This is a genomic window from Nonomuraea glycinis, from assembly GCF_014646515.1.
Lineage (GTDB): Bacteria > Actinomycetota > Actinomycetes > Streptosporangiales > Streptosporangiaceae > Nonomuraea > Nonomuraea glycinis.
Genome location: NZ_BMNK01000012.1, coordinates 159,567 through 180,826, shown reverse-complemented (window position 1 = coordinate 180,826; position 21,260 = coordinate 159,567). Strand labels below are relative to the sequence as shown.

Annotated in this window: 23 protein-coding genes; 8 read left to right on the top strand and 15 right to left on the bottom strand. The window is 70.3% G+C overall.

Features of this window, described 5'->3' with window-relative positions; genetic code table 11:
• Nucleotides 1-56 precede the first annotated feature (56 nt).
• Nucleotides 57-1,046, top strand: a complete 990-nt coding sequence (locus IEY87_RS30075) for an NAD(P)-dependent alcohol dehydrogenase (protein ID WP_189142185.1) — start codon at nt 57-59, stop codon at nt 1,044-1,046.
• 66 nt (nt 1,047-1,112) lie between these two features.
• Here the strand turns inward: IEY87_RS30075 and IEY87_RS30070 are convergent, their stop codons facing one another.
• Complete coding sequence (locus tag IEY87_RS30070) at nt 1,113-1,271, bottom strand: hypothetical protein (protein ID WP_189142184.1); 159 nt, start codon at nt 1,269-1,271, stop codon at nt 1,113-1,115.
• Nucleotides 1,272-1,478: 207 nt separating this feature from the next.
• On the opposite strand from IEY87_RS30070, the gene tnpB reads away from it, so the two are divergent.
• Nucleotides 1,479-2,864, top strand: coding sequence for an IS607 family element RNA-guided endonuclease TnpB (tnpB, locus tag IEY87_RS30065; protein ID WP_189142183.1), 1,386 nt, complete (start codon nt 1,479-1,481; stop codon nt 2,862-2,864).
• Here the strand turns inward: tnpB and IEY87_RS30060 are convergent.
• The 4 genes from IEY87_RS30060 to IEY87_RS30045 form a co-directional block, all read right to left on the bottom strand.
• Nucleotides 2,838-3,110, bottom strand: coding sequence for a hypothetical protein (locus tag IEY87_RS30060; protein WP_189142182.1), 273 nt, complete (start codon nt 3,108-3,110; stop codon nt 2,838-2,840). The genes tnpB and IEY87_RS30060 overlap by 27 nt on opposite strands.
• Before the next feature lie 144 nt (nt 3,111-3,254).
• The gene (locus IEY87_RS46800) at nt 3,255-4,148 is read right to left on the bottom strand and encodes an SDR family NAD(P)-dependent oxidoreductase (RefSeq protein ID WP_189142181.1); all 894 of its coding nucleotides are present in this window, start codon (nt 4,146-4,148) and stop codon (nt 3,255-3,257) included.
• A 162-nt stretch (nt 4,149-4,310) separates the two neighbouring features.
• The gene (locus IEY87_RS30050; protein ID WP_225277388.1) at nt 4,311-4,889 is read right to left on the bottom strand and encodes a TetR/AcrR family transcriptional regulator; all 579 of its coding nucleotides are present in this window, start codon (nt 4,887-4,889) and stop codon (nt 4,311-4,313) included.
• Entirely contained in the window at nt 4,886-5,530 is a 645-nt protein-coding gene (locus IEY87_RS30045; protein ID WP_189142180.1) for a hypothetical protein, read from the bottom strand. Before IEY87_RS30045 ends, IEY87_RS30050 begins: the two co-directional genes overlap by 4 nt.
• A gap of 53 nt (nt 5,531-5,583) precedes the next feature.
• On the opposite strand from IEY87_RS30045, the gene IEY87_RS30040 reads away from it, so the two are divergent.
• The gene (locus tag IEY87_RS30040; RefSeq protein WP_189142179.1) at nt 5,584-6,321 is read left to right on the top strand and encodes a MerR family transcriptional regulator; all 738 of its coding nucleotides are present in this window, start codon (nt 5,584-5,586) and stop codon (nt 6,319-6,321) included.
• A 225-nt stretch (nt 6,322-6,546) separates the two neighbouring features.
• The gene (locus tag IEY87_RS30035) at nt 6,547-7,290 is read left to right on the top strand and encodes an SAM-dependent methyltransferase (protein WP_189142178.1); all 744 of its coding nucleotides are present in this window, start codon (nt 6,547-6,549) and stop codon (nt 7,288-7,290) included.
• Nucleotides 7,291-7,400: 110 nt separating this feature from the next.
• Here IEY87_RS30035 and IEY87_RS30030 read toward each other — a convergent pair whose 3' ends face one another.
• The 3 genes from IEY87_RS30030 to IEY87_RS30020 form a co-directional block, all read right to left on the bottom strand.
• Nucleotides 7,401-7,832 (bottom strand): hypothetical protein, encoded by a 432-nt coding sequence (locus IEY87_RS30030; protein WP_189142177.1) that lies wholly within the window; start codon nt 7,830-7,832, stop codon nt 7,401-7,403.
• A gap of 164 nt (nt 7,833-7,996) precedes the next feature.
• On the bottom strand, nt 7,997-9,127 hold the full coding sequence (locus IEY87_RS30025) for a hypothetical protein (protein WP_189142176.1): 1,131 nt from the start codon (nt 9,125-9,127) through the stop codon (nt 7,997-7,999).
• Between the two features lie 75 nt (nt 9,128-9,202).
• A complete protein-coding gene (locus tag IEY87_RS30020) occupies nt 9,203-10,387 on the bottom strand; it encodes an MFS transporter (protein ID WP_189142175.1) in 1,185 nt (394 codons plus the stop codon).
• An 87-nt stretch (nt 10,388-10,474) separates the two neighbouring features.
• Here IEY87_RS30020 and IEY87_RS30015 point away from each other — a divergent pair, with 87 nt between their 5' ends.
• A complete protein-coding gene (locus tag IEY87_RS30015; protein ID WP_189142174.1) occupies nt 10,475-11,611 on the top strand; it encodes a 2,5-dihydroxypyridine 5,6-dioxygenase NicX family protein in 1,137 nt (378 codons plus the stop codon).
• Nucleotides 11,612-11,655: 44 nt separating this feature from the next.
• On the opposite strand, the gene IEY87_RS46795 is transcribed toward IEY87_RS30015, so the two are convergent.
• The 3 genes from IEY87_RS46795 to IEY87_RS30005 all read right to left on the bottom strand — a co-directional run bounded on the left by IEY87_RS46795 (nt 11,656) and on the right by IEY87_RS30005 (nt 16,762).
• Nucleotides 11,656-11,781, bottom strand: a complete 126-nt coding sequence (locus tag IEY87_RS46795) for a hypothetical protein (protein ID WP_263652251.1) — start codon at nt 11,779-11,781, stop codon at nt 11,656-11,658.
• A 77-nt stretch (nt 11,782-11,858) separates the two neighbouring features.
• Complete coding sequence (locus tag IEY87_RS30010) at nt 11,859-16,184, bottom strand: cation-translocating P-type ATPase (RefSeq protein ID WP_189142173.1); 4,326 nt, start codon at nt 16,182-16,184, stop codon at nt 11,859-11,861.
• 38 nt (nt 16,185-16,222) lie between these two features.
• Nucleotides 16,223-16,762, bottom strand: a complete 540-nt coding sequence (locus tag IEY87_RS30005) for a hypothetical protein (protein ID WP_189142289.1) — start codon at nt 16,760-16,762, stop codon at nt 16,223-16,225.
• 283 nt (nt 16,763-17,045) lie between these two features.
• Here IEY87_RS30005 and IEY87_RS30000 point away from each other — a divergent pair, with 283 nt between their 5' ends.
• Both IEY87_RS30000 and IEY87_RS29995 read left to right on the top strand, forming a co-directional pair.
• Nucleotides 17,046-17,408: a metalloregulator ArsR/SmtB family transcription factor gene (locus tag IEY87_RS30000; RefSeq protein ID WP_189142172.1), complete on the top strand. Its 363-nt coding sequence runs from the start codon at nt 17,046-17,048 to the stop codon at nt 17,406-17,408.
• Complete coding sequence (locus tag IEY87_RS29995; RefSeq protein WP_189142171.1) at nt 17,405-17,902, top strand: SRPBCC family protein; 498 nt, start codon at nt 17,405-17,407, stop codon at nt 17,900-17,902. The genes IEY87_RS30000 and IEY87_RS29995 overlap by 4 nt, the downstream gene beginning before the upstream one ends.
• Nucleotides 17,903-18,011: 109 nt before the next feature.
• Here the strand turns inward: IEY87_RS29995 and IEY87_RS29990 are convergent, their stop codons facing one another.
• The gene (locus tag IEY87_RS29990; protein ID WP_189142170.1) at nt 18,012-18,428 is read right to left on the bottom strand and encodes a type II toxin-antitoxin system VapC family toxin; all 417 of its coding nucleotides are present in this window, start codon (nt 18,426-18,428) and stop codon (nt 18,012-18,014) included.
• Nucleotides 18,425-18,631 carry a hypothetical protein gene (locus tag IEY87_RS29985; RefSeq protein ID WP_189142169.1) on the bottom strand — a complete coding sequence of 69 codons (207 nt, stop codon included), beginning with the start codon at nt 18,629-18,631 and terminating at the stop codon, nt 18,425-18,427. The genes IEY87_RS29990 and IEY87_RS29985 overlap by 4 nt, the downstream gene beginning before the upstream one ends.
• Nucleotides 18,632-18,841: 210 nt before the next feature.
• Between IEY87_RS29985 and IEY87_RS29980 the strand changes: the two genes are divergently transcribed.
• Entirely contained in the window at nt 18,842-20,128 is a 1,287-nt protein-coding gene (locus IEY87_RS29980; RefSeq protein WP_189142168.1) for an FG-GAP-like repeat-containing protein, read from the top strand.
• Nucleotides 20,129-20,194: 66 nt separating this feature from the next.
• Here the strand turns inward: IEY87_RS29980 and IEY87_RS29975 are convergent, their stop codons facing one another.
• Both IEY87_RS29975 and IEY87_RS29970 read right to left on the bottom strand, forming a co-directional pair.
• Entirely contained in the window at nt 20,195-20,437 is a 243-nt protein-coding gene (locus tag IEY87_RS29975; RefSeq protein WP_189142167.1) for a hypothetical protein, read from the bottom strand.
• Between the two features lie 30 nt (nt 20,438-20,467).
• A complete protein-coding gene (locus IEY87_RS29970) occupies nt 20,468-21,214 on the bottom strand; it encodes a L,D-transpeptidase (protein ID WP_225277389.1) in 747 nt (248 codons plus the stop codon).
• Between the last annotated feature and the right edge of the window lie 46 nt (nt 21,215-21,260).

The window sequence follows — 21,260 nt, the reverse complement described above, 5'->3', positions numbered from 1 at the left end:
TATTCAGGACTTTTACGCTCATCGCATGGTTCCCGTCTCGCTTTGAGGAGCATGCCATGAAGGCGTTCGTCCTGCGCTCGTACGGCTCACCCGACGTACTGGAGCTCACCGACCTCGACCGGCCGGTCCCCGCCCGCGACGAGGTGCTGGTCCGGGTACGTGCCACCTCCGTCCAGCCGTACGACTGGCACTACATGAGAGGACAGCCGTACGTCGCGCGACTGATGGGCGGCGGCGGCCCCGGGCTGCGCGGGCCGAAGTTCGGCGTCCTGGGCGCCGACCTGGCGGGGCAGGTCGAGGAGGTCGGCGAGGACGTGACCGAGTTCCGCCCCGGCGACGAGGTGTACGCGATGTCCAAGCGCGACGGCTTCGGCGAGTACGCCTGCGTCAAGGAGTCCGAGCTGGCGCCGAAGCCGGCCAACCTGACGTTCGAGCAGGCGGCGGCCGTGCCGCTGGCGGCCAACACCGCCCTGATCGCACTGCGCGACAAGGGAAGGATTCAGCCGGGCCAGACGGTGCTCGTCGACGGCGCTTCGGGAGGGGTGGGCACGTTCGCCGTACAACTCGCCAAGGCGTTCGGCGCGACGGTCACCGGCGTCTGCGGCAGCCGCAACGTGGACCTGGTCCGATCGATCGGCGCGGACGAGGTCGTCGACTACACCAAGCAGGACTTCACCCAGCTCGGACAGCGCTACGACATCATGCTGGACATCGCCGGAAGCCACTCGGCCCTCGCCTGCCGGCAGGTGCTGACACGTGAGGGCGCCTATGTCCTCATCGGCGGGAAAGGCGGGCGATGGGTCCAGCCCGTCGGTCACATGATGGCGGCGGTCGTGCTGTCGCCGTTCGTGTCGCAGACGATGACCATCGCCGACGTGGTCAGCTGCACCGAGAACAAGCAGAACCTGGCCCTGCTGACCGAGCTCATCGAGGACGGCAAGGTCACCCCGGTCATCGACCGGACCTACCCCTTCAAGGAGATCCCGGAAGCCATCAGATACCAGGAAGAGGGCCATTCCTCAGGAAAGGTCGTCATCACCTACTGAGCCGGTCGGAGCGCGAATACCGCAGGACAGGACTCTCCGAATGAGACACAGCGCGCCGGCCAGGCGTTACTCGCTCTGCGGGGAATCCGGCCAGTACGGGACCGACCGCTGGACGGCAGACCTGATGGCCTCGCCCTCCAGGTCGACGATGCTCAGCTCGATCCCGCCGGCGGGCCATTCCACGCCGAGCTCGAAGGGCTCCGGGGCGGCAAGGGCCAGATCCACAGACCCGGGGTCGGCTCGGTGGTCTGTGCGCTGGTGGACGGCATGACGAAGCGCTGGAGGGGCCTGCGGCTTGGCGCCGCGCCTGCCCCGCGCTGCCTGCTCCATCCCGCAATCGTCACGATGCGCGTGCAAAGCCTTACCCAGTGTACGGTCATGCTGGTAGAGTCGTTCGCACACACTCTCGAATACGGGGGGAGGGGGATCGTCGTGCGTGTCGTGCAGGCCTACCGTTTCGCGCTGGACCCGACCGCGCGTCAGGGTGCTGTGCTGGCGTCGCATTGCGGGGCGGTGCGGGTGGCGTTCAACTGGGGCCTGGCGCAGGTGAGGGCGAATCTGGCGCAGCGGGAGGCCGAGCGCTCCTACGGCATCCCCGAGGATCGGCTCACCCCGGCCCTGTCGTGGTCGATGTACAGCCTGCGCAAGCGCTGGAACCAGGTCAAGGACGAGGTGGCGCCGTGGTGGGCGGGCAACTCCAAAGAAGCCTACGCCTGCGGGCTGACCCGCCTGGCCGACGCCCTGTCCAACTGGCGCGACTCCAACAGCGGTAAGCGCAAGGGTCCGAAGATGGGCTTCCCCCGGTTCAAGACCAAACGCCGTGCGGCCCGGTCCGTGCACTTCACCACCGGCACGATCCGGCTGGACGGCCACACCCACGTGATCCTGCCGATGCTGGGCCGGATCAAAACGCACGAGCCGATCACCAAACTCGCCGGCCTGCTCACCGAAGGCGGGGCGCGGATCGCGTCGGCGACGGTGCGCTGGCAGGAGGGCCGCTGGCACGTCAGCTTCACCGTGCACACTGAACGACCTCCGGCCGCACCTACGCGGCCGGACGCGGTGCTCGGGGTGGACCTCGGCATCAAGACCCTGGCGGTCTTCTCCGACGGACGCCCGCCGGTCCCCAACCCCAGGCATCTCAATAACGCTATGCGTAAGCTGCGCCGTCTGTCGCGAGCGGTCTCTCGCAAACACGGCCCGGACCGGCGCACCGGCCAGCGGCCGTCGCAGCGGTGGCAGCGGGCGAACGCGGCCCGCAACCGGGCGGAGCATCGGGTGGCGGCGCTGCGCCGCGACGGCATCCACAAACTGACTACGAGCCTGGCCCGGACGTACGGCACCATCGTGGTCGAGGACCTGCACGTGGCCGGGATGATCCGCAACCGGCGGCTGGCCCGCGCCGTCTCCGATGCCGGGTTCGGGGAGATCCGCCGCCAGCTCGCCTACAAGACCGCCTGGCACGGCGGCCGGCTGCTGGTGGCGAGCCGCTGGTTCCCCTCCTCCAATACGTGTTCATCCTGCGGTGCGGTGAAAGCCAAACTGCCGCTGCGGGTGCGCACCTATGTCTGTGAGGGGTGCGGCCTGTCGATGGACCGCGACGAGAACGCAGCGCTCAATCTCGCCTCGCTGGTGGAGCGTACGGTCGCCGGGAGTGGCCCGGAGACCCGAAACGGACGTGGAGCCGACCGTAAGACCCCGCCTGGCGGGGCAGGTGGCCGTGAAACGTCAACCCCGCACCGGGCACCCACTGTCCGGATCAGACGAGGACCTTCGCCCACACCGGGCGAATCACTGAGAATCCTTGAAACTCAGTGAACGGCCTTGGAAGTCATCGGCGGACAGTGTGTGCGGCCTCATGACGATGTCCACGTTCATCAGGCAGCCGATTTCGAACGCCTGGATCGTCGGCAAGGTGACGGCGATATTCGGAGTACGGGCCAGCGCCAGACCGCTGACCACCACCCCGCCCATCTCGTCCGACGGCGGAGCGTACCAGGCAGGCAGTCCGGGCCTGGGTGAGCGAGTGAGTTCTTCCTGCTCTGACGGGGGCTCGAAGAACATGGTTTCACCGTAGCCAGATTTCTCTGACCACGCGGCCTTTGATCGCCTTAACTGAAGATATTCACGCCCCGGGAAAACAGGCCGATATTCCGCCGAAGATACGGTCCGATCATGCATATTCGACAATAGCGAAGAGCCGATCGGTCATACGGTCACCTTGTCGGGTGGGGTGAGGGGGGCCAGTTTGCGGCTGAGGTTGAGGACGGCTTCGGCGGTCCGGGGGTCGGTGGCGGAGCGGAAGGGGGTTACGGGGTGGGTTCTGGCGCCGATGACCAGGCCGGTTCGGCCGTTGAGCGAGGCGTCGGTCGCGGCGCGGAGGGATGGACGGGCGGCCACGGCGGCGGAGCCGGAGGTGGCGCGTTCGAAGATCCGCCAGACCAGGGGCCAGAGCAGCCGCAGTGGGGGTGACACGATGGCGGGTGATCGCATGCTGCCGTCGGTCATGTCGGTGTCAGCGCCGCCGGGGTCGGCCGCGAAGACCGAGACGCCGCTGTCCCGCAGCCGCTCGGCCAGGTCCAGGGTGTAGGCCAGGTTGGCGAGCTTGGCCCGGCCGTACCAGTGGAAGCCGTAGTAGCCGCCCGGCGGCTCGACGGCCTGGAAGATGCGCTTGGCGGCCCGGATCGCGCCTGAGGTGACGTTGACGATCCGGCTCGGCGCTCCCGCCCGGAGCTGGTCCAGCAGCAGCTCGGTCAGCAGGTACGGGGAGAGGTGGTTGACGGCGAAGGTCGCCTCGATGTCGTCCACCGTGCGTTGCCGGTCGGTGAACATCGCCCCGACGTTGTTCACCAGGATCTGCAGCGGCCCCTCCTCGGCGAGCTGGGCGGCGAGGGCTCGTACGGCACTGAGCGAGGCGAGGTCGGCCTGGACGAATCGCGCCCCCGGACCGGTCCCCACCGCGTCGATCCGCTCGACCGCGCGGGCGCCACGCTCGGCGTTACGGCCCACCACGGTCACCGCGTAACCGCTCGCCGCCAGCCCCATCGCGGTCTCCAGACCGATTCCCCCGGTCCCCGCCGTCACCACAGCTCGTCCGCTCATGGCTCTGTCCTTCCTCGTACCGGATGGGTATCCGGTTTCTGAATCAGACCGTAGCATAAGCGGATGAGTATCCGCTTAGTTGACCGGGGCATGGGTTATCGGCACGGCCTGGATCGGTTTCGAGGCGCGCGGCGGCGACTTTCCGGGTTTACGGGACCGCCGTCAACGCGGCGGGCGCAGGCCTTCGAGCAGAACGCCGAGATAGAGCTCGGTGTGCCTGGCCCGGTCTTCGCCGACGCGGACCGCGTGCTCGATGCCGCAGAGCAGCCGGCGGACATCGTCGGCTTCGAGATCAGGCCGGATGGCCTCCGCCTGGCGGGCACGGTCGAGCAGCTCCGTGATGGCCCGATCGAAATCGGTCTTCATCGCCGACGTCCGGGCGTCGGCGTCGCTGGCGGCTTCGAGCACCCCCGTGAGCCCGGGGCCGTCCAGCACGTGCCCGAGGGCATAACGCAGCAGGCGGTGCAGGCCCGCCAGGGCGTCCTCGTCGGCCGCCGCGGCCTGCGCCTCGCTGACCAGCCGCTGAAAACGCTCCGCCATCAGGGCTTCGAGCAGCGCCTGCCGGTTGGGAAAGTGCCGGTAGACGGTCCCGACGCCCACTCCCGCCAGCCGCGCGATGCTGTTGAACATCAGCGAGTCGTCCCCCGTGGCCAACTGCTCGCGGGCGATCTGCAACACCCGGGCCCGGTTACGCGCGGCGTCCGCGCGCAACGCCTGCCCCTGCTCCGCTCTGGGTGTCACCGACCCAGTCTAAGTCGCCCGCTTCGCAGTGACCGCCAGCCCAGAACGCCGTACCACAGCATGATCGGCAGGTGGAGGACGTACCCGAGCTGTTCCAGCGCCGCCGTCGGGCCGGCCGTTCCGGTCGTCCAGGGGAGCACCACGGCGGCGAGCCCGGAGATGGCCGCGACCAGGCCGGCGACACGGAGGCGGGTGGACATCGGGCTGCCGGTCGCCGCCGCGACGGTGGCGGCGACCCACAGCAGGCCGGCCAGGTTGACCATCCACTTGGCGGTGAGCATGACCGCCAGGGCGGCCGAGGCGGCGGTGGTAGTGGCGGCCAACTGGGTGAGTGCCAGGTTCCCGGCGTCATGAAGCAGACCCGCAAGCCCGGCAGCAGCCAGCAGCCCACCGGCCATCGGCCCACCCGGGCGCGCGGTCATGGCCAGGCCGGCGGCGGTCAGGGTCAGCCAGCCCAGGACGTCGAAGGCCAGTTCGATCAAGTGCAGGCCGGTCCGCTCGGCAACGGCGGTGAGCGTGGCGGCAGGGTCGGCCGGATTCAGGGTCAATCCCGATGGCACCACGATGACCGCGGCGGTCATCATGGCTACCAGCGAGGTCAGCAACAACACGCCGATGAGCCGGCTACGAGGATCGGTCATGGCGGTGACGGTAAAACCCTGACGCGGGGGCAAGGTTAACACGAGGGGACGCCATGTGGCGGATCGGGCAACTGGCGCGCATGGTCGGCGTATCCGAACGTACCCTGCGCCACTACGACAAGATCGGGCTGCTCGTCCCGGCCTCGGTCGACGGCCTCACCGGCTACCGCTGGTACGGCGTGGCCGAGCTGTCCCGGCTCGAACGCATCCGCGGCCTGCAGCGCCTCGGCCTGCCGCTGCGTCAGATCGCCGATCTGCTCGACGCCCCCGAGCCGCAGGTACGGCAGGCGCTGGCCGAGATCGTGACCGGCATCCAGCGGGACATCGCCGCCCTGGCCGCGACCGCCGCGCACGCCCAGGACCACCTCACCACGCCGATGTCGATCCTGCCGCAGCAGGCCACCGTCGGCCCGCGCCACCTGCGCGTCCGCCGGCTGCGCGTGGCGCACCCCGCCGCGCTGGCCGGCCTCTGCGCGACACCGCCGGCCACGCTGCTGACCTGGCTCGACGGCCCGCCGACGGGCCGGTTCACCGCCGCGGTGACCACCGATCGCGCCGACGGCCGGCTCACGCTGCAGACCCGCAGCGTCGTACGGGCCATCGTCCCGCCCTCGGTGGGAGTCGTCCGCGCCGGCCAGGACCTGTTCGGCTGGCTGCGCCGCCACCGCCTGGCCGTTGCCGGTCCCACCGTGGAAGACCATCTCATCGACGCCGACGGCGCCCACGCCACAACCCTGGAGGTGCCCGTCGCTGACGACGCCCCGCCTCGTACGTACATGACGCGGCGCTGAGCCGCTCTTACTCGTACTTTTCTCCGCCTCCTCGTAGGCATCCAGGATCGGCGGATAGTGCTGCCGCCACTCCCTCCTTCTGTCGCGGTGCCGTTGCGCCGGCATTTCCCGGGTCCGGCTGTCCTTCGTACCGGCGGCGCCGGCGAAGCCCGGATGGCCGGCGGTCACCGTCGTGGGCGATCAAACGGCTGGTCCCGCCGGTGGGAGATGCGACAGAGTGGGGCAATGGAACGCCAGGTCATCAGTCATCTCGCCCATCGGGACCATCCCATCGCCGCGCCGGTCTCCGGCGCGCACGTGACCCGGCTGCTGCGCCGGGCCCGGCTGCCCGAGGGGGCGCGGATCCTCGATCTCGGCTGCGGCGAGGCGGCTTGGACGTTGCGCGCGCTGGCCCTCCACGAGGACGCGACCGCCGATGGCGTCGACATCTCCGCCCAGGCGCTCAAGGCCGCCGAGGGGCACGCGGAGGCCCAGGGGGTCTGGGAGCGCATCCGGCTCCACCACAGGCCGGCCGCCGACTTCCCCGTGGCCGAGCAGTACGACCTGGTGGTCTGCGTCGGCGCGACGCACGCGTTCGGCGGCCTGGTCCCCACTGCCGAGCACGTACGGCGCTACCTGAGGCCGAACGGGCTGGCACTGATCGGCGACGGATTCTGGGAGCGCGAGCCGACGCCGGAGGCGCTGACCAGGCTGGGCGCCGAGCCGTCGGACTTCCTCGACCTGCCGGGGACGGTCGCCGCCGCCGAATTCGCCGGTTTCGACACGATCTACGGCTACACCAGCGACCTGTCCGAATGGGATGACTACGAGTGGTCCTGGACAGGGACGCTCCTGCGCTGGGCCAACGAGAACCCCGGCCCGGACGCCGACGCGGCCCGCGCGGCCGCCTTGGAGCATCGTGACATGTGGCTGAACGGCTATCGGAGGATCCTGGGCTTCGTCACCCTCCTGCTCCAGCGAACCGGCTGACCCACGCCGAGAGGGCTGGTCGCCCGGGCGATCGGGACGAGGGCGCCCAGGACCAGCCTGGACGCCCTCGTGGTCGTACGTTCGGCTCGGCGGAGCCGGTCTAGAACGGTCTAGAACACGTCGTGCCAGCCGCCGCACCGGTGGTGCCAAGCGGTGCAGACCCGGACGTCCAGGTCCTTCTTGAACCCGATGTCGCGGACGGTGCGCTTCTTGGTGGTCTTGAAGAGCTTGGTGCGGCGGTTGCCCCCCTTGTCGTAATACCTGAAGTAGACGTAGGTGGCCGAGTACTGGTCGGCATGGTGGTCGACGAGCCGGCCGCCGAAGTTGTAGCTGTTGCCGCCGCCGCCCTCCTTGTACCAGTAGCCGAGGAAGTAGCCCTCGCGGCCGGGGCCGTAGTACTGGAACGTGTTGTCGGGCCCGTACCCGTTGGCGGTCGAGGACGCCGCGAGTGGTGCGGCGGCGGTGGTCGCCTGGGCGGGCGCGGCGATGAGACCTAAGGCCATCGCCCCGGTCACGGCGGCGGTGATGAGCGACTTCGACATGAAAGGTGTCTCCTTGGTGGCTTGCCGAATGTCCGGCGCCAAGCCTGCGGCCGTCAGCCGTCCACCTGACAGGTCACCAACTGTCCACGCCTGCTCACTTCCGCCGGCACGGTCGCCGGCGCGACCGTGCCGGGCGAGCGCGTTTCAGCAGGACTACCGGGCCGTCAGCCGTACGTCTGCTCCGCCTTCTCGTACGCACGCAGCAGCGGCTTGTTATCGGCCAGCCACTCCCGGTTGGCCGCGGAGAGCTCGGGGAAATCGACCAGGCGGTCGATGTTCGAGCGCAGGCCGGCGGTCATGTCGTCGTTCACGAGCAGCCCCGGCAAATCCTCCGAGATGCGCTTGGGCATCATCTGATAGATGTCGGTGAACGCGTTGTTCGCCTCCCCGAGGAAGCTCCGGGTCCGGCTGTCCGCCGTGCCGCCGAGATCCCAGAACTCGTCCCAGCCGCCCCGATGCGGGTCCACCGCCTTCTCGAAGTTGGCGGAGCACCAGTAGACGATCTCCTTGTACCTCTCGGCCGCCGCGCTCAGGGTGCCGGCGGTGGCGGCCAGAGAGGTCACGTTCCCGTGGATCTGCCGCAGCGCGCCCTGCGCCATGTCGGCGGCCTCGCCGTGCCAAGGGGCGTCGCGCAGGTCCTGCGCCCGGAGCGGCAGCGTGTTCGCCAGTTCGACCAGTGAGGCGGCCATCGCATCGAAGTACGCCGGCACATTCCCGTACAGCCAGAAGGTGCTGAAGGAGAAGTCGTGCACCGCTTTCGCCGCGGTCATGTCGCCGACGCCGTAATCGGTCCCCTTGGCGAGTTCGAGCGGATCGCTGCCCTTGGGGTAGAGGTGGCTCGGCTGGCCGACCCGGCCCAGGGGGCCTTCCCCGGGCATGCGCGCCGCGAGCTCGGACAGGGGGATGTCGCCGAGCCGGGGGGACTCCACGAGGTCATATCGGGCGGAGGCTCGTTCGATCAGGAGTCCCGCCATGCCGACCTCGGCGTGCAGGTCACTCCAGACCAGGCGCGTCAGTGCGCCCGCGCCCTGGAGAAGCCGGCCGAGATCACCCGGCAGGCGCCAGTGGAGGTTCGGGATGGAGTCGAGGTTCCCGTATCTCTCGAACGTGCCGTCCATGTCGGCGTCGGTGGCCAGCCCGACGAGCTTGCCGGCGACGGCCTTCGTGACCTTGCGGTCGATCTCCAGCCCGCCTTGCCGCTGCTCGTTCCCGAGTCCCGGCCAGTATGCGGGGGGCTTCGGCTCTGTTTCCCACCCGGACCACTGATCGGCGGGTGTCGGCTCCGGCTCACGCATGGGGACTCCGATCTTAGGCGATGCCACACCCTACGAAGATCTCTAACAAGTGCGCAAACCAGCATTTTCCGGATGTTAGGCGACGTAAGGAGTGAGCTCCGCCGCCCGGGCCGTCGGCGGCTTGAGAAAGCCGGTGGCCCAGGCGGTGGGCACGGCGATCACGGCGATGATCAGGCCGGTGACCACCGGGGCCGAGACGCCGGAGCCGCCGATCGCCACGCCACCGGCGAGCGAGCCGGCCGCGATGCCCACGTTGATCGCGGAGCCGGGCAGCGAGGACGCCAGCGCGCCGCCCGGACCGGCCAGGCTCACCACGCGGAACTGCAGCGAGGGCACCATGCCGCCGACGAACAGCCCCCAGGCCGCCATCACCAGCGCCACGAGCGGCGCGACCGCGCCGGCGAGGTAGAGCGCCAGCAGGCAGGCCGCGGCGCCGGCGGTCGCCACGACGAGGGTGCGCGCGGCGCTCCTGTCGGCGAACCGGCCGCCGCAGAACGCGCCCACCGCGTTGGCCAGGCCGTAGGCGAGCAGGAACACGCTGATCAGCGCGCCGGAGATGCCCGTGACACCGTTCAGGAACGGCACGATATAGGTCAGCGCCGAGTACACCGCCGCGAACACCAGGACGTTCACCAGCAGCACGGCGAGCACCCGCGGGGCGAAGGCGTACCTGGCCTGGCCCGCGACGCCGCCGCCGGTGCGCGGCACGGACGGCACCGACGCCACCGTGGCGACCAGCGCGACCACGCTGAGCAGGATGATCCCGAGGAACGAGCCCCGCCAGCCCACCGTCTGCCCGACCAGCGTGCCCAGCGGCACACCCAGCGCGGCCGACACCGCGATGCCGGAGATGATCACCGAGATCGCCCGGCCCGCGCGCTCCGGCGGGACCAGCGCCATGCCCGTCACGAACCCGACGGCGATGAACAGCCCCTGCACCGCGCCCGCCAGGACGCGCGCCGCGACGAACACCCCATGGTCGGGCACCAGCAACGGGACCAGGTTGGCCACGGCGAACACGACGAGCGTGCCGACCAGAACGGCCCGCTTGTCCATCCTGATCGTCAGCGCGGTCAGGATCGGCCCGCCGATCGCCATCCCCAGCGCGTAGGCGGTCACCAGCGTGCCGGCCGCGGCGATGGAGACCCGCAGGTCGGCGGCGATCAGGTCCAGCACGCCGACCACGAGCAGTTCGGCGCAGCCCATCACGAACACCCCGAAGAACAGCGTCGCCAGGGTCAGGTTCGTCCGCGTCCTCATAGGCACCACAGTAGCTGAAAGTAGCCGCATTAACACTTAAAGTAACGGGTAGAAGTCGCAGACCAGCACATACCGGATGAGAGTGCGATGATCGTGAATCCTTACGCCGCGGCGCCCTTCTCCTACGCCTCCATGCCGGGCGCCACCCCGTACTCGATCGTCGAGTTGATGCCCGGCGCGCGCAATCTGATGCACCACGCCCAGGTCGCGTCCGGCGAGCGGGTGCTCCTGCTGGTCGAGCACACGGCCGACCCCGTCGTCGTGCAGGCCATCGCCGCGGCGGCGGCCTACCGCGACGCCGACGTGCACGTGCTGTCCGTGGCCCCGTTCAGCCCCGGGGGGTGGGACAAGGACGTGACCCACCAGGTCGAGACGGCCGCGGTGCGCGAGGCCGACGTCGTGATCAGCGCCACCTGGTGGGGCGAGGTGCACACCGCGCCCCTCTTCTTCGACCAGATCAGAGCGCTGCCCGTGCGCTTCGCCTCGCTGCACATGGCCGCCACGGCCGGCGCCATGCTCACCGGCGCCAGGTTCCCCAACGACGTCTACTACGCCATCAAGCATCGGGCCCTGACCAGGCTGAACGCGGCCCAGAGCATCCGCGTGACCTCCGCGCTGGGCACCGACCTGACCCTGTCGCGCTTCGCCTTCACCCTGGACGAGGGCCCGCTGAAGCCCGGCGACTGGCAACCCTTCCCGTACGGCGGCGCGAACTTCCATCCGACCGTCACCGAAGGCGTCCTGGTCATCGAGGACTCGACCTTCACCGGGGTGCCGGAGCAACTCCTGCGCATCACGCTGGAGGAGAACCAGGTGCGGAAGATCGAGGGCGGGATCGCCGCCGAGCAGCTGCGCCGCGCCTCACCCGACGGCTACTACCTCCGGCACGCCCTGATCGGGCTCAACCCCAAGACCCGGCTCGCCGGCGGCACCCAGTTCGAGCGCGAGAAGCACGCCGGAGCCTTCTACTGCGGCCTCGACGCCCTGCGCGACGGCGTCCCGGTCACCACCAGCCCCGGCTTCGCGCACTGCGACTGCCAGATCGACCGGCCCTCCATCCAGGTGGACGGCGAGTCGTTCGTCGAGGACGGCCGCCTGCTGCTGCTCGACGACCCGGAGATCCGCGAGGTCGCCGCCCGGTTCGGGCCGCCCGACGTGATCCTCGACGACAACCCGCTCATGATCCTCCCCCGCCGCTACACCGGGGGACCGGCGACCCGCTGACCGTGGCGCCCGGCCGGCGAGCCCGGCCGGGCGCCTGGAGGACGCTAGGCCAGCCGCACGCCCGCGGGACGGAAGAGCGAGGCGGCGAGACTCTGGATGAACCGCATGATCAGCGCTTCGAGCAGCATGACGGCGGCCTTGGCGAGCAGGGAGGCGAAGAACTCAGACAACTCTCTACCTAACGGTCATAAGGGCATTTACGAGCATATTTCGCTATAAAGGTGACGGAGTGGTATCGGTAGGGGTGTCAGTTCGGTGAACGGGCGGTGACGGATCGCCGTTCGACCAGCACGCTCACCACGGTCGCGGCCACGGCGCAGCCCAGGCCGATGCCCCAGCCGACGAGGCCGGTCGGACGGCAGCCGAAGAGCCGGCTGAGCCCCGGCACCGAGACGATCACGACCAGCGCGGCCAGCGACGACACCGCGGCGAGCACCACCACCCGGTCCCGCCCGCCCAGCGCCAGCGTCTGCAGCAACTGCGCCGACACCAGGCCGATGAGACCCACCGTGTCCGCCCGCCCCCGCGTGCCGCTCAGCCGGGCCAGCGACCACGCCGCGGTGGCGGCGCCCGCCGTGACGACGGCGCGCAGGTAGATGTCCCGCGTCAGGGCGGCCCCCAGCGAGACTTCCGGCCCCTCGGCCAGCAGGCGCTCGGGACTGGACGCGCTGGGCGGCCGGATGGCCACCGCCATGGCGGGCAGCATGTCGGTGAGCAGGTTGACCAGCAGGAGCTGGCGGGTGTTCAGCGCGCTGCGGCCGGTCAGGAGGCTGGAGCCGAGCGTGAAGGCGATCTCGCCGATGTTGCCGCCGAGCAGGATGCCCAGCGCGTCGCGTACGGAGGCCCACATGCCCCGGCCCTCGACGATCGCGTCGATGATCGTCTCGATCCGGTCGTCCGCCAGGACGATGTCGGCGGCGGCCCTGGCGGCGGGGGCGGCGTTCGTGCCGAGGGCGATGCCCACGTCGGCGAGCCGGATCGCGGGCACGTCATTGGCGCCGTCGCCGGTGACGGCCACGACCTTGCCCGCCGTGCGGAAGCTGGTGACGATCCGCGCCTTGTGCTCGGGCGTGACCCGGGCGAACACCGCCACCTCGGCCAGCGCCTCCGTCAGGGCGTCGTCGTCTAGCGCCTCCAGCTCGGGGCCGGTCATCACCCGCAGCCCGTCCAGCGCGCCGATCTCCGCGGCGATGGCCGCCGCCGTGCTGGGATGGTCGCCGGTGAGCATGACGACCCGTACGCCGGCCCGTACGAGCTGCTCCACGCTGCGCTTGGCCGTCGGGCGCACCGGGTCGGCCATGCCGAGGAACCCGAGAAAGCGCAGGTTCTCGATGCGCGACTCGTCGAGGTCGGCGCGGCTGGAGGCGGGCCGCTCGGCGACGGCGAGCACGCGGTAGCCCTGCCGGGCCAGCCGTTCCATCCCCTGCTCCAGCTCCCGTCTGACCCGTTCGTCCAGCGGGACGTGCCGTCCGTCCACGACCATGCCGGTGGACCGGGAGAGCACGATCTCGGGAGCGCCCTTCACGCTCAGCAGCTGTCCCGACTCCCACCGGCCGAGTACGGCGTGGTAGCCGCGCGCCGGCTCGAAGGGCAGCTCGTCCACGCGCTGCCACGTGCGCAGCCCGTCCTCCGGGGTGATGCCGAGCCGCTCGGCGCCGGCCACGACCGCGCGGTCCGTGGGGTGCGGAATGGCCCGCCCGCCGTCGAACCTGGGCCCGGCGCGCAGCGCCGCGCCCACGATCGCCCTCAGCTCGGGTACGGCCTCCGCCACGCTCTGCTCGACCCGGCCGTCCGAGACCATGCGCAGGCTGATGTGGCCCTCGGTGAGGGTCCCCGTCTTGTCGAAGCAGAGCACGTCCACCCGGCCCAGGGCCTCGATCGTGGACGGATTGCGAACAAGCGTGTTGCGGGTGGACAGGCGCTTGGCGGAGGCGAGCTCGGCCACGGTGGCGACGAACGGCAGCCCTTCCGGCACCGCCGCCACCATCATGCTCACCGCCGGGGCGAGCGCCTGGGCCAACGGCGAGCCGCGGACCAGCTCGACCAGCATCAGCACCACGCCGGAGCCCAGCGCGGTCGGCAGGATCTTGTGGCCCAGCTCGCGCAGCCGCAGCTCCACCCCGCTCGGCGGCGGCCGCTCCTGGCTCAGCCTGGCGGTCCGGCCCGCCACGGTCGCCTCACCGGTGGCCACGACCACGGCCAGCCCGTGCCCCGCCGCGACGGTCGTACCCTCGTAGACCATCGACGCGCGATCCGCGACGGCGGGCGCCGCGGTCGGCGCGGCGGTCTTGGCGACGAGCTGCGACTCGCCCGTCAAGGGGGCCTCGTCCATCTCCAGCCCGGCCGCCTTGAGCAGCCTGCCGTCGGCCGGCACGGCATCGCCGGCCCGCAGCTCGATCACGTCACCGGGCACCAGGGCGTCGGCGTCGCCCTGGACCAGGCCCGTGGGGCGGCGCAACCGTACCCGGACGGCGGTCGTCTCGGTGAGATGGTGCAGCGCGTGGTCGGCGCCCCGCCGCTGGGCGCCGCCGAGCAGCGCGCCCGTCACCATCACGCCGCCGATCAGCACCGCGTCGAGCACCGAGCCGAACGCGGCCGACAGGCCCGCCCCCACGGCCAGGAGCGGGGTCATCGGGTTGGCCAGCTCCTCCACCGACGCGCCGGCCAGGGACTGCGGCCCCTTGGCCGCCGGCCGGGCGGTTCTGCGACGCTCGGCCTCCGACTCGGTCAGCCCGTCGGGCGACGTGCGGAGGCGTTCCACGACGTCGCGGGCCGCCATGGCGTGCCAGGGCGTGTGGTCGGCGCGGATCGGCGGGGCCTCCCGTCCGACGCTCCTGGCCGTCCACTGCCCGGCTGCGAGAGCGGCCAGCCCGGTGCAGTCGCGCACCAGGCTCGCGCGCCCGACCGCGGTGGTGGCCGGGCCGAGGAACGCCAGCCCGAGACCGGCGGCCGAGCCGGCGGCGCTCACGTACACCGCTCGCACGCTCGCCTTCCTGGCCGAGGCCAGGTAGCGGAGGAGCAGGTGCACGCCGTCGAGCTCGGCGACCACATCGGCGTCCCACGGCACCCGCCGTACGCCGTCGAGCAGACCGATCCCCAGGTCGGCCTGGCGCAGCGCCCCCCGCCCGCGCCGCGACACCACGGCCACCCCACGCCCCTCGGCCTGCAACGCCCGCACCGACGCGGCCAGCTTGGTCCCGCCGTCGATGGACCGTTCCACTACCAGACGCCGAGCCAGGCCGGGCTCCCCACCGGCCAGGACCACCTCGCATGCCCCCTTCGGAGCCGCCACCAGGGCCTCGGCGGCGGGATACAGCTCACGAGCCAGCCCGACCAGCGCGATCGGGGTACCGCCCCGCACCACCTCCACCGCACGTACACCCTGCTCACGCCACTCCTCCAGCACGCGGTCGCGATCTGGGCGGGGGTCACTCCGGAGTGTGTGCGGGCGGGCTTGCCAGCCGTCGCGGGTGCGGGCGGCGTCGGGGTCGGTGAGGTCGAGGAGGGTGTACAGGCGGGCGTGCAGGTCGTCGAGGTCCACGTCGGGGGTGAGCGGCAGCACGCCGTCGATCGTCCACGCGCCCGTGGTGAGCACGGCGGCGTCCAGGACGACGGTGTCGATGCGGTCCATGCGGCTCAGGGCCGCACGGTCGAGCACCATCGTGCCGCGCCCGGCCAGCGCGCGCCCGACGGCGCCGGTGAAGGCGTCCCTGCCGAGGTTCGCCGCCTTGGGGGTGCCGCTGATCAGCACGGACAGCCCGCGATGGTGGCTCCGGCTGAGGACCGAGGTCACCACGTGCGCGCCCAGCGACACCCCGCCGGCCGCGTCGGCGTACCGCTCCACGGGCCCGCGCGGCAGCGGGACCGGCCGCGCCGCCACGGCCGGGGCGATGTGCCGGTACGCCCCCGGCGTCACCGCGAACTCCTCCTCGCGCCGCTCCCACGCCTGCCGCCGGGCACGAGCCTCGGCGTAGCGTACGGCCGCGGCGACGGAGTCGACGAGCAGCGACGCCGGTCGCAGGCTGAGCGTGTGCGCGACGATCCTGGACGTCACCAGCGCCGCGTCCACGGCAGGCTTGCCGAGGTGCCGCTCCAACTCCGTACGCACCCGCGGGGTGTGCTCGGCCAGCGTGACGAGACTGGGCACCGCGACGGGCAGCGCGGGCAGGCGGGCCAGGCGGCCGGTCATGGCCAGCCCGGCACCGGCCAGGTGCAGACCGAGGCTGAACGCCGCCCTGGCCTGCTGCTCCACGCCGTCGAGAACGCGAGCCGGGCCGGCCGTCCGGCCGTCGGCGTCGCACTCCGCCACGATGGCCACGAGCTTGGCGACGTCCGTCGTCTCGTCGCAGCTCACGAACACGCTGCCGAGCGCCCCGTTCACCTCCGCGCGCGCGGCGCCGGCCGCGCGCAGCCGCTCCTCGAGAACACGAGCGGGCCCCTCGGTCCGGGGCCCGCCGACGCTCCTCAGCTCGATCCGCACTCCCCCTGGGCAACTCCGCACCGAGCGGGAGTCCGGGAAGACGTTCCGTACCGGTGGCGGAAGCAGGTCGAGCAGCATGCCGAACAGCGCCATAGGCTCTCAAACTCTCCCGTCCATGGCGAGGTCGCTGCTCACTTGCTCTGCGGAGCGCTCTTGCGGTTTCTCGCGGCACCGGCCACCGCCTGCTGCGCGGCGGCCGCGCGACGCTTCTTCGGCTCCTGCTCCTGCTGCTGTGCCGGTACGGGCGCGCCCCCCTGCGCCTGCTGCTGTCGTTGTACGGGCGTGCCAGGCTTGCCGGAACCCTGTGCCTGCTGCTGTCCCCGTACGGGCATGTCAGGCTTGGCCGACCCCTGTCGCCCTCGCTGCGTGATGGCCATGCCCACGCCGATGGCGGCGGCGACCGGCCACTCGATGGCCCCGAAGATCGCCAGCGCGCCCAGCGCTCCGTAGTAGGCGACGCGTTCGGGTGGCGGCAGGATCGTCCGGGCGACGTCGACGTAGTGTCCGAACTCCTGCTTGCTGATGTGCGGCATCGGCACATGGGGCATCGGCACGTGGGGCATCTCGACCTCGCGCCGGCGGATCTCGATGCCGAGCATCGGCATGTCGATCCGCCTCGGCTCCTTCCCGTTCGACGCGACCTCGTCGCGGCCCTGCTGGGTAGCGGTCATGACGTCTCCTCTGCACAAGAACTTCATGTGCTCTTATCCAGAGATTCAGCGCCTTATTCCAGACAGCCCTCATTCGATAATTTTGCCCCAGCCGGTGCAATCTTTTCTTTCTCGCCCGGCGGTCAGGCCACGACCGACTCCCCACCGGGGCTCCGGGTCCGGCCCGAGGTACAGCCGGAACATCCGTGACGTACTTACAGAGAACAATAATTAGATATATGCCCCGAAAAGGGAGTCGAGCAGGTGGTTGCCTAACGCGTAACCAACAGGTTACGCTTCACAGGTGGACAAGGTAGCGGGCGCGATCGCTGATCCGGTGCGGCGCGCCATCCTGATGATGCTGCGCGACCAACGGCTCTCCGCCGGAGAGATCGCCGAATGCTTCGCGATCAGCCGGCCCGCCGTGAGCCGCCACCTTCGCGTCCTCAGAGACAGCGAGCTGGTCCGCGCCGAGTTGGTGGGCAGGCAGCGGTTCTATGTCCTGCACACCGAGCGGCTCACCGAGCTCACCGAGTGGATCGCCCTCCTCAGCCGTCCCGCCGGGTGGGAACACCACTTCGACGCCCTGGAAACAGAGGTCCATCGCACCCGCCGCGAACGCCGTGCCCACGGCATGACCGGCCAAGAAGAGGAGAACACCGCATGAGCCCCATGCCCACCGGCCGGTTGTTCCGTACCGGCGCCGGAAGCGACCTCGTTCTCACCCGCACGTTCCGCGCGTCCGCCGAGGACGTGTGGGCCAGTCTCACCGAGCCCGAACGCACGGCGCGTTGGTTCGGACCATGGGAGGGCGACGCCGCGCCCGGACGGACGATCAAGGTGCAGATGGCATTCGAGGAGCAGGAGCCGTGGTGCGACATGCACATCGACGCATGCGACCCCCCGCAGCGGCTGGCCCTGTCGATGACCGACGACTCCGGGTCCTGGCGGGTGGAGCTACTGCTGTCCGAAACGGCCGGCTCGACCGAACTGCGGTTCGTGCACCACCTGGCCACCGAGAACGGCATCGGCGAGGTCGGCCCAGGCTGGGAGTACTACCTCGACATGCTCGTGGCCGCACGCGAAGGCTCCCCCACACCGGACTTCGGCGACTACTACCCCGCGATGAAGCCGTACTTCGACGAGCAGTCCGGGGACTGACAGCCCGCACGGACCTCCTGGAGAAATGGCATCGACATCCAGCTCGGCCGAGAAGTCCGGAGCATCACGATGTGTGACACGCACGCGCCCCAGGCGTGCAGGCGGTTATTCACAGCTGTTCCGGTCGGAGGAGTAGCGCGCTGGTGTGGTCCGGTCGGACCACTGTGAAGTGACGGCGATCAAGTGTCGCCACCTCTGAAATCCCGAGCCGTTCGGCAACCGCGATCACAGATGCGTCGACCGCACCCAGCGGAAGGCTCGCATACATCTCGACCAAGGTGCTCATACGATCCAGATCCAACTCGGTAAGATCCACCAGCGTCAGTCCCGACCCAAAGCTCCGCAAGAACGCCGCCTCCGCTTTGCTGCCCTGTCGTCTCTCCACCAACTGGCAGACCTCGGTGACGACAGTGGAGGGGACCAGCAGCGGACCGGGATGAGTTCGCAGAAGGCGCGCGCACGCATCGTGGTACTTGTCTTGGCTGTTGAGCGCCGCAACCAATGGGCCTGTGTCAAGGACGATCACACGGAGTGATTGTCCTCCGACTGCAAGATCTCCTCGGCACGTTCCGCAAAATCCGGCTCAGCCGCCAGCATGCCGATGAAGGGCAGATTACGAACAGCCGGCGGCTCATCGAGCTGATCTTTGACCAGGCGCAGTAGAGGCGCGACCTTCTCCTCGGGGAGCTGGTCCACCAAGTGATGAAGTTCCTCGCGCATCACGCTCATGGTCTTCAGTGTATAGACAAGGCGTCCCAGAGCCAGGACACCTTGCCGCCATCTCCAGGAACGCGGACAGCTTGGCCAAGATTACGCAGAGGCGCCACGCCGGCACGACCCGCGGATGGCCGCGTCCACGGACAACCATGCGCTGGTATGTACAGAACGAACCTCCACGACGGGGATGCCCGTTATCATCCCTTCGTGCCCCCTCGCTCAATGATCATCGTGTTGGCGGCCGTGCTGTGCATCGGAGCCTCGGCGTCTCCGCGCCCTGTTCGCGGAGATGTCAGCGGCGACGGCCGGGCCGACCTGGTCGTAGGTGGTGCAAAGCTGCTCACGATCCAGCCGCTGGGGGGCAGAGCAGCCACCCGGAGTCAGCGGGCGACCGCACTGTCGACGGGTGACTTCAACGGCGACGGCCTCGCGGACGTGACGGTCGGCGCCGCCGGCACGGTCACCGTCCTGTACGGCCGGCGCGCGGACGGCTATACCGGCCCGACGAGCCGGTTCACCCCTGGCCAGGGCGGAGTCCCCCGGCTGGGCACCGGCCACGGGTTCGGCAACACGCTGACCACCTCTGACTTCAACCGGGACGGTTACGTCGACCTCGCCGTCGGGGCGCCGGAAACCACACTGGACACCGCGGCAACGCACGGCGGCGCGGCCATCGTCCTGTACGGCTCCCGCCGCGGTCTCACCTCGTCCGGAGCACTGGTGCTCAGCGAGAACACCCCGGGAGTGGCCGGCTTCAGCCAGCACAGTCGTTTGTTCGGCGCCGGACTGGCCGCCGGGGATGTGACCGGCGACGGCTACAACGACCTGGTGGTCACCGCGCCGTCCGGACGGCCGGGATACGACATCGGCGGGGCGATCCACGTGTTCAAGGGATCGGCCAAAGGCGTGCGGATCGCTGGGAACACCATGGTGACCAGTGGGAACGTGGACGGCCGCGTCATGGATGTGCAGGCGTGCGCGGGCGGTTCCGCGGGCGCTGACAACAAGGCGAACACCGCCAGGTGCACACGGAAGCCGTTCGGCTGGTCGGTGAGGACGGGCCGCTTCCACCGTGGCAAGTACGCCGACGTGATCGCCGGGATCGGTGACGGCAAGCTTCTTGTCCTGCGAGGAGGCCCCTCGGGCATCGACAAACGTCGGCTGAAGACGCTGGCGCTGCCTGGCGTCACCGGGACCAGTGCCCCGGCCGACGACCACGCCGGGTCGTTGGCGGCCGGTGACGTCGACAAGGATGGCTACACCGACCTCGTCGCGGTGGCTCGCGGCACGGGCAGGGTCGCCATCCTGTACGGCTCGGCCGACGGGCCGAGCCGGCCGAGCTGGATCGGGCAGGGCGGGGTCAATGCGGCGCTGCTCGACGTGGACGGCGACTCCGTCCCGGAGCTCGCCACCGCCGACGGAAAAGCCGTCCGGATTCGCTGGATCAAGAACCGCCGGGTGGCCAGGACCACCGTTCTCCCCCTGCCAGGCAGACTGATCGCTCGCTGACAGGAGTCGCACCAGGCACGGTCGGGAAGAACTCTGACGCGTTCGCCCTGCCTCGACGCATCTTGATCAGCCGGTGTAGGCCGGCTTGACGGTGACGGGCTCCTTCGGGCCCGGCGTCGACTCCTCGGCCGGGACCGGAGAGGGCGCGGCGGACGGCTCCTCGGCCGGGGACCGACGCTCGGCCGGGACCGGGGAGGGCGCGGCGGACGGCTCCTTGGGATCGGCCGCGGCCGTACCCGAAAGGCCTGAGAGGCCCACGGCCAGAATCAGAGCCGCGCCGAAGCCGATGATGATGGCTTTGATCTTCATAGGGGTTCCCCTGTTCATTCGAGTCGGGCCTCAGCCCTTGATGACGACCGGAGTACCGATCGCCAGGTTCTTCGCCATCCAGGTGATGTCGTCGTTGCTGATCCGGACGCAGCCGTGGCTGGCTTGGGTGCCGATGGCGGACGGCTTGTTCGTCCCGTGGACCGCCAGCTGGCCCGGACCGCCGGCGAAGCTCTTCAGCGCGGGCGAGAAGCCGCTCAGCCCGAAGGCGTAGGCGCCGTAGGCCCCGCCGTCACCGACGGGTTTCACCAGCTCGGTGAAGAAGTAGCGGCCTGGAGGCGTCGGCGTCCCCGCTTCGCCCGTCGCGACCTTGCCCGTCCTGACGGCCCGGTCGCCGTCGTAGACCGTGAACCTGAACGCCCCGCGATCGATCTCCACCCGGTGAGCGGTCTCCGCGAGCGTCACGTCGGTGGCCTTGATCCAGCCCTTGCTGCCGTTCGGCCGGATCGGCAGCAGCACCCGGAGCCACGCACCCTCGGCACGGTCCACCAGGAAGACCCGCGTCACGCCGTAGTCGTTGGGGCTCGTGATCGTCCGCTGGGCCACCCCCGCCTTGCTCCGGTAGACCGTGATCCGGGACCCCTTGACGCTTGCGATCTTCGCTCCGGCCGCCGACCGCGCGCCACCGCTCGACGGCTCCGACCGCGCGGCACTGCTCGGCGGCTCATGCCGTACGGCCGTGCTCGCGTCGGCCGCACAGCCGGTCAGCAGGAAGGCGAGGGTCGCCGCGGCAGCCGTACGGACCAGGTTGGTTCTCACTCGCCGCAGCCTGGCGACAGAATGTGTGGAACCTGTTTGGTTGTCA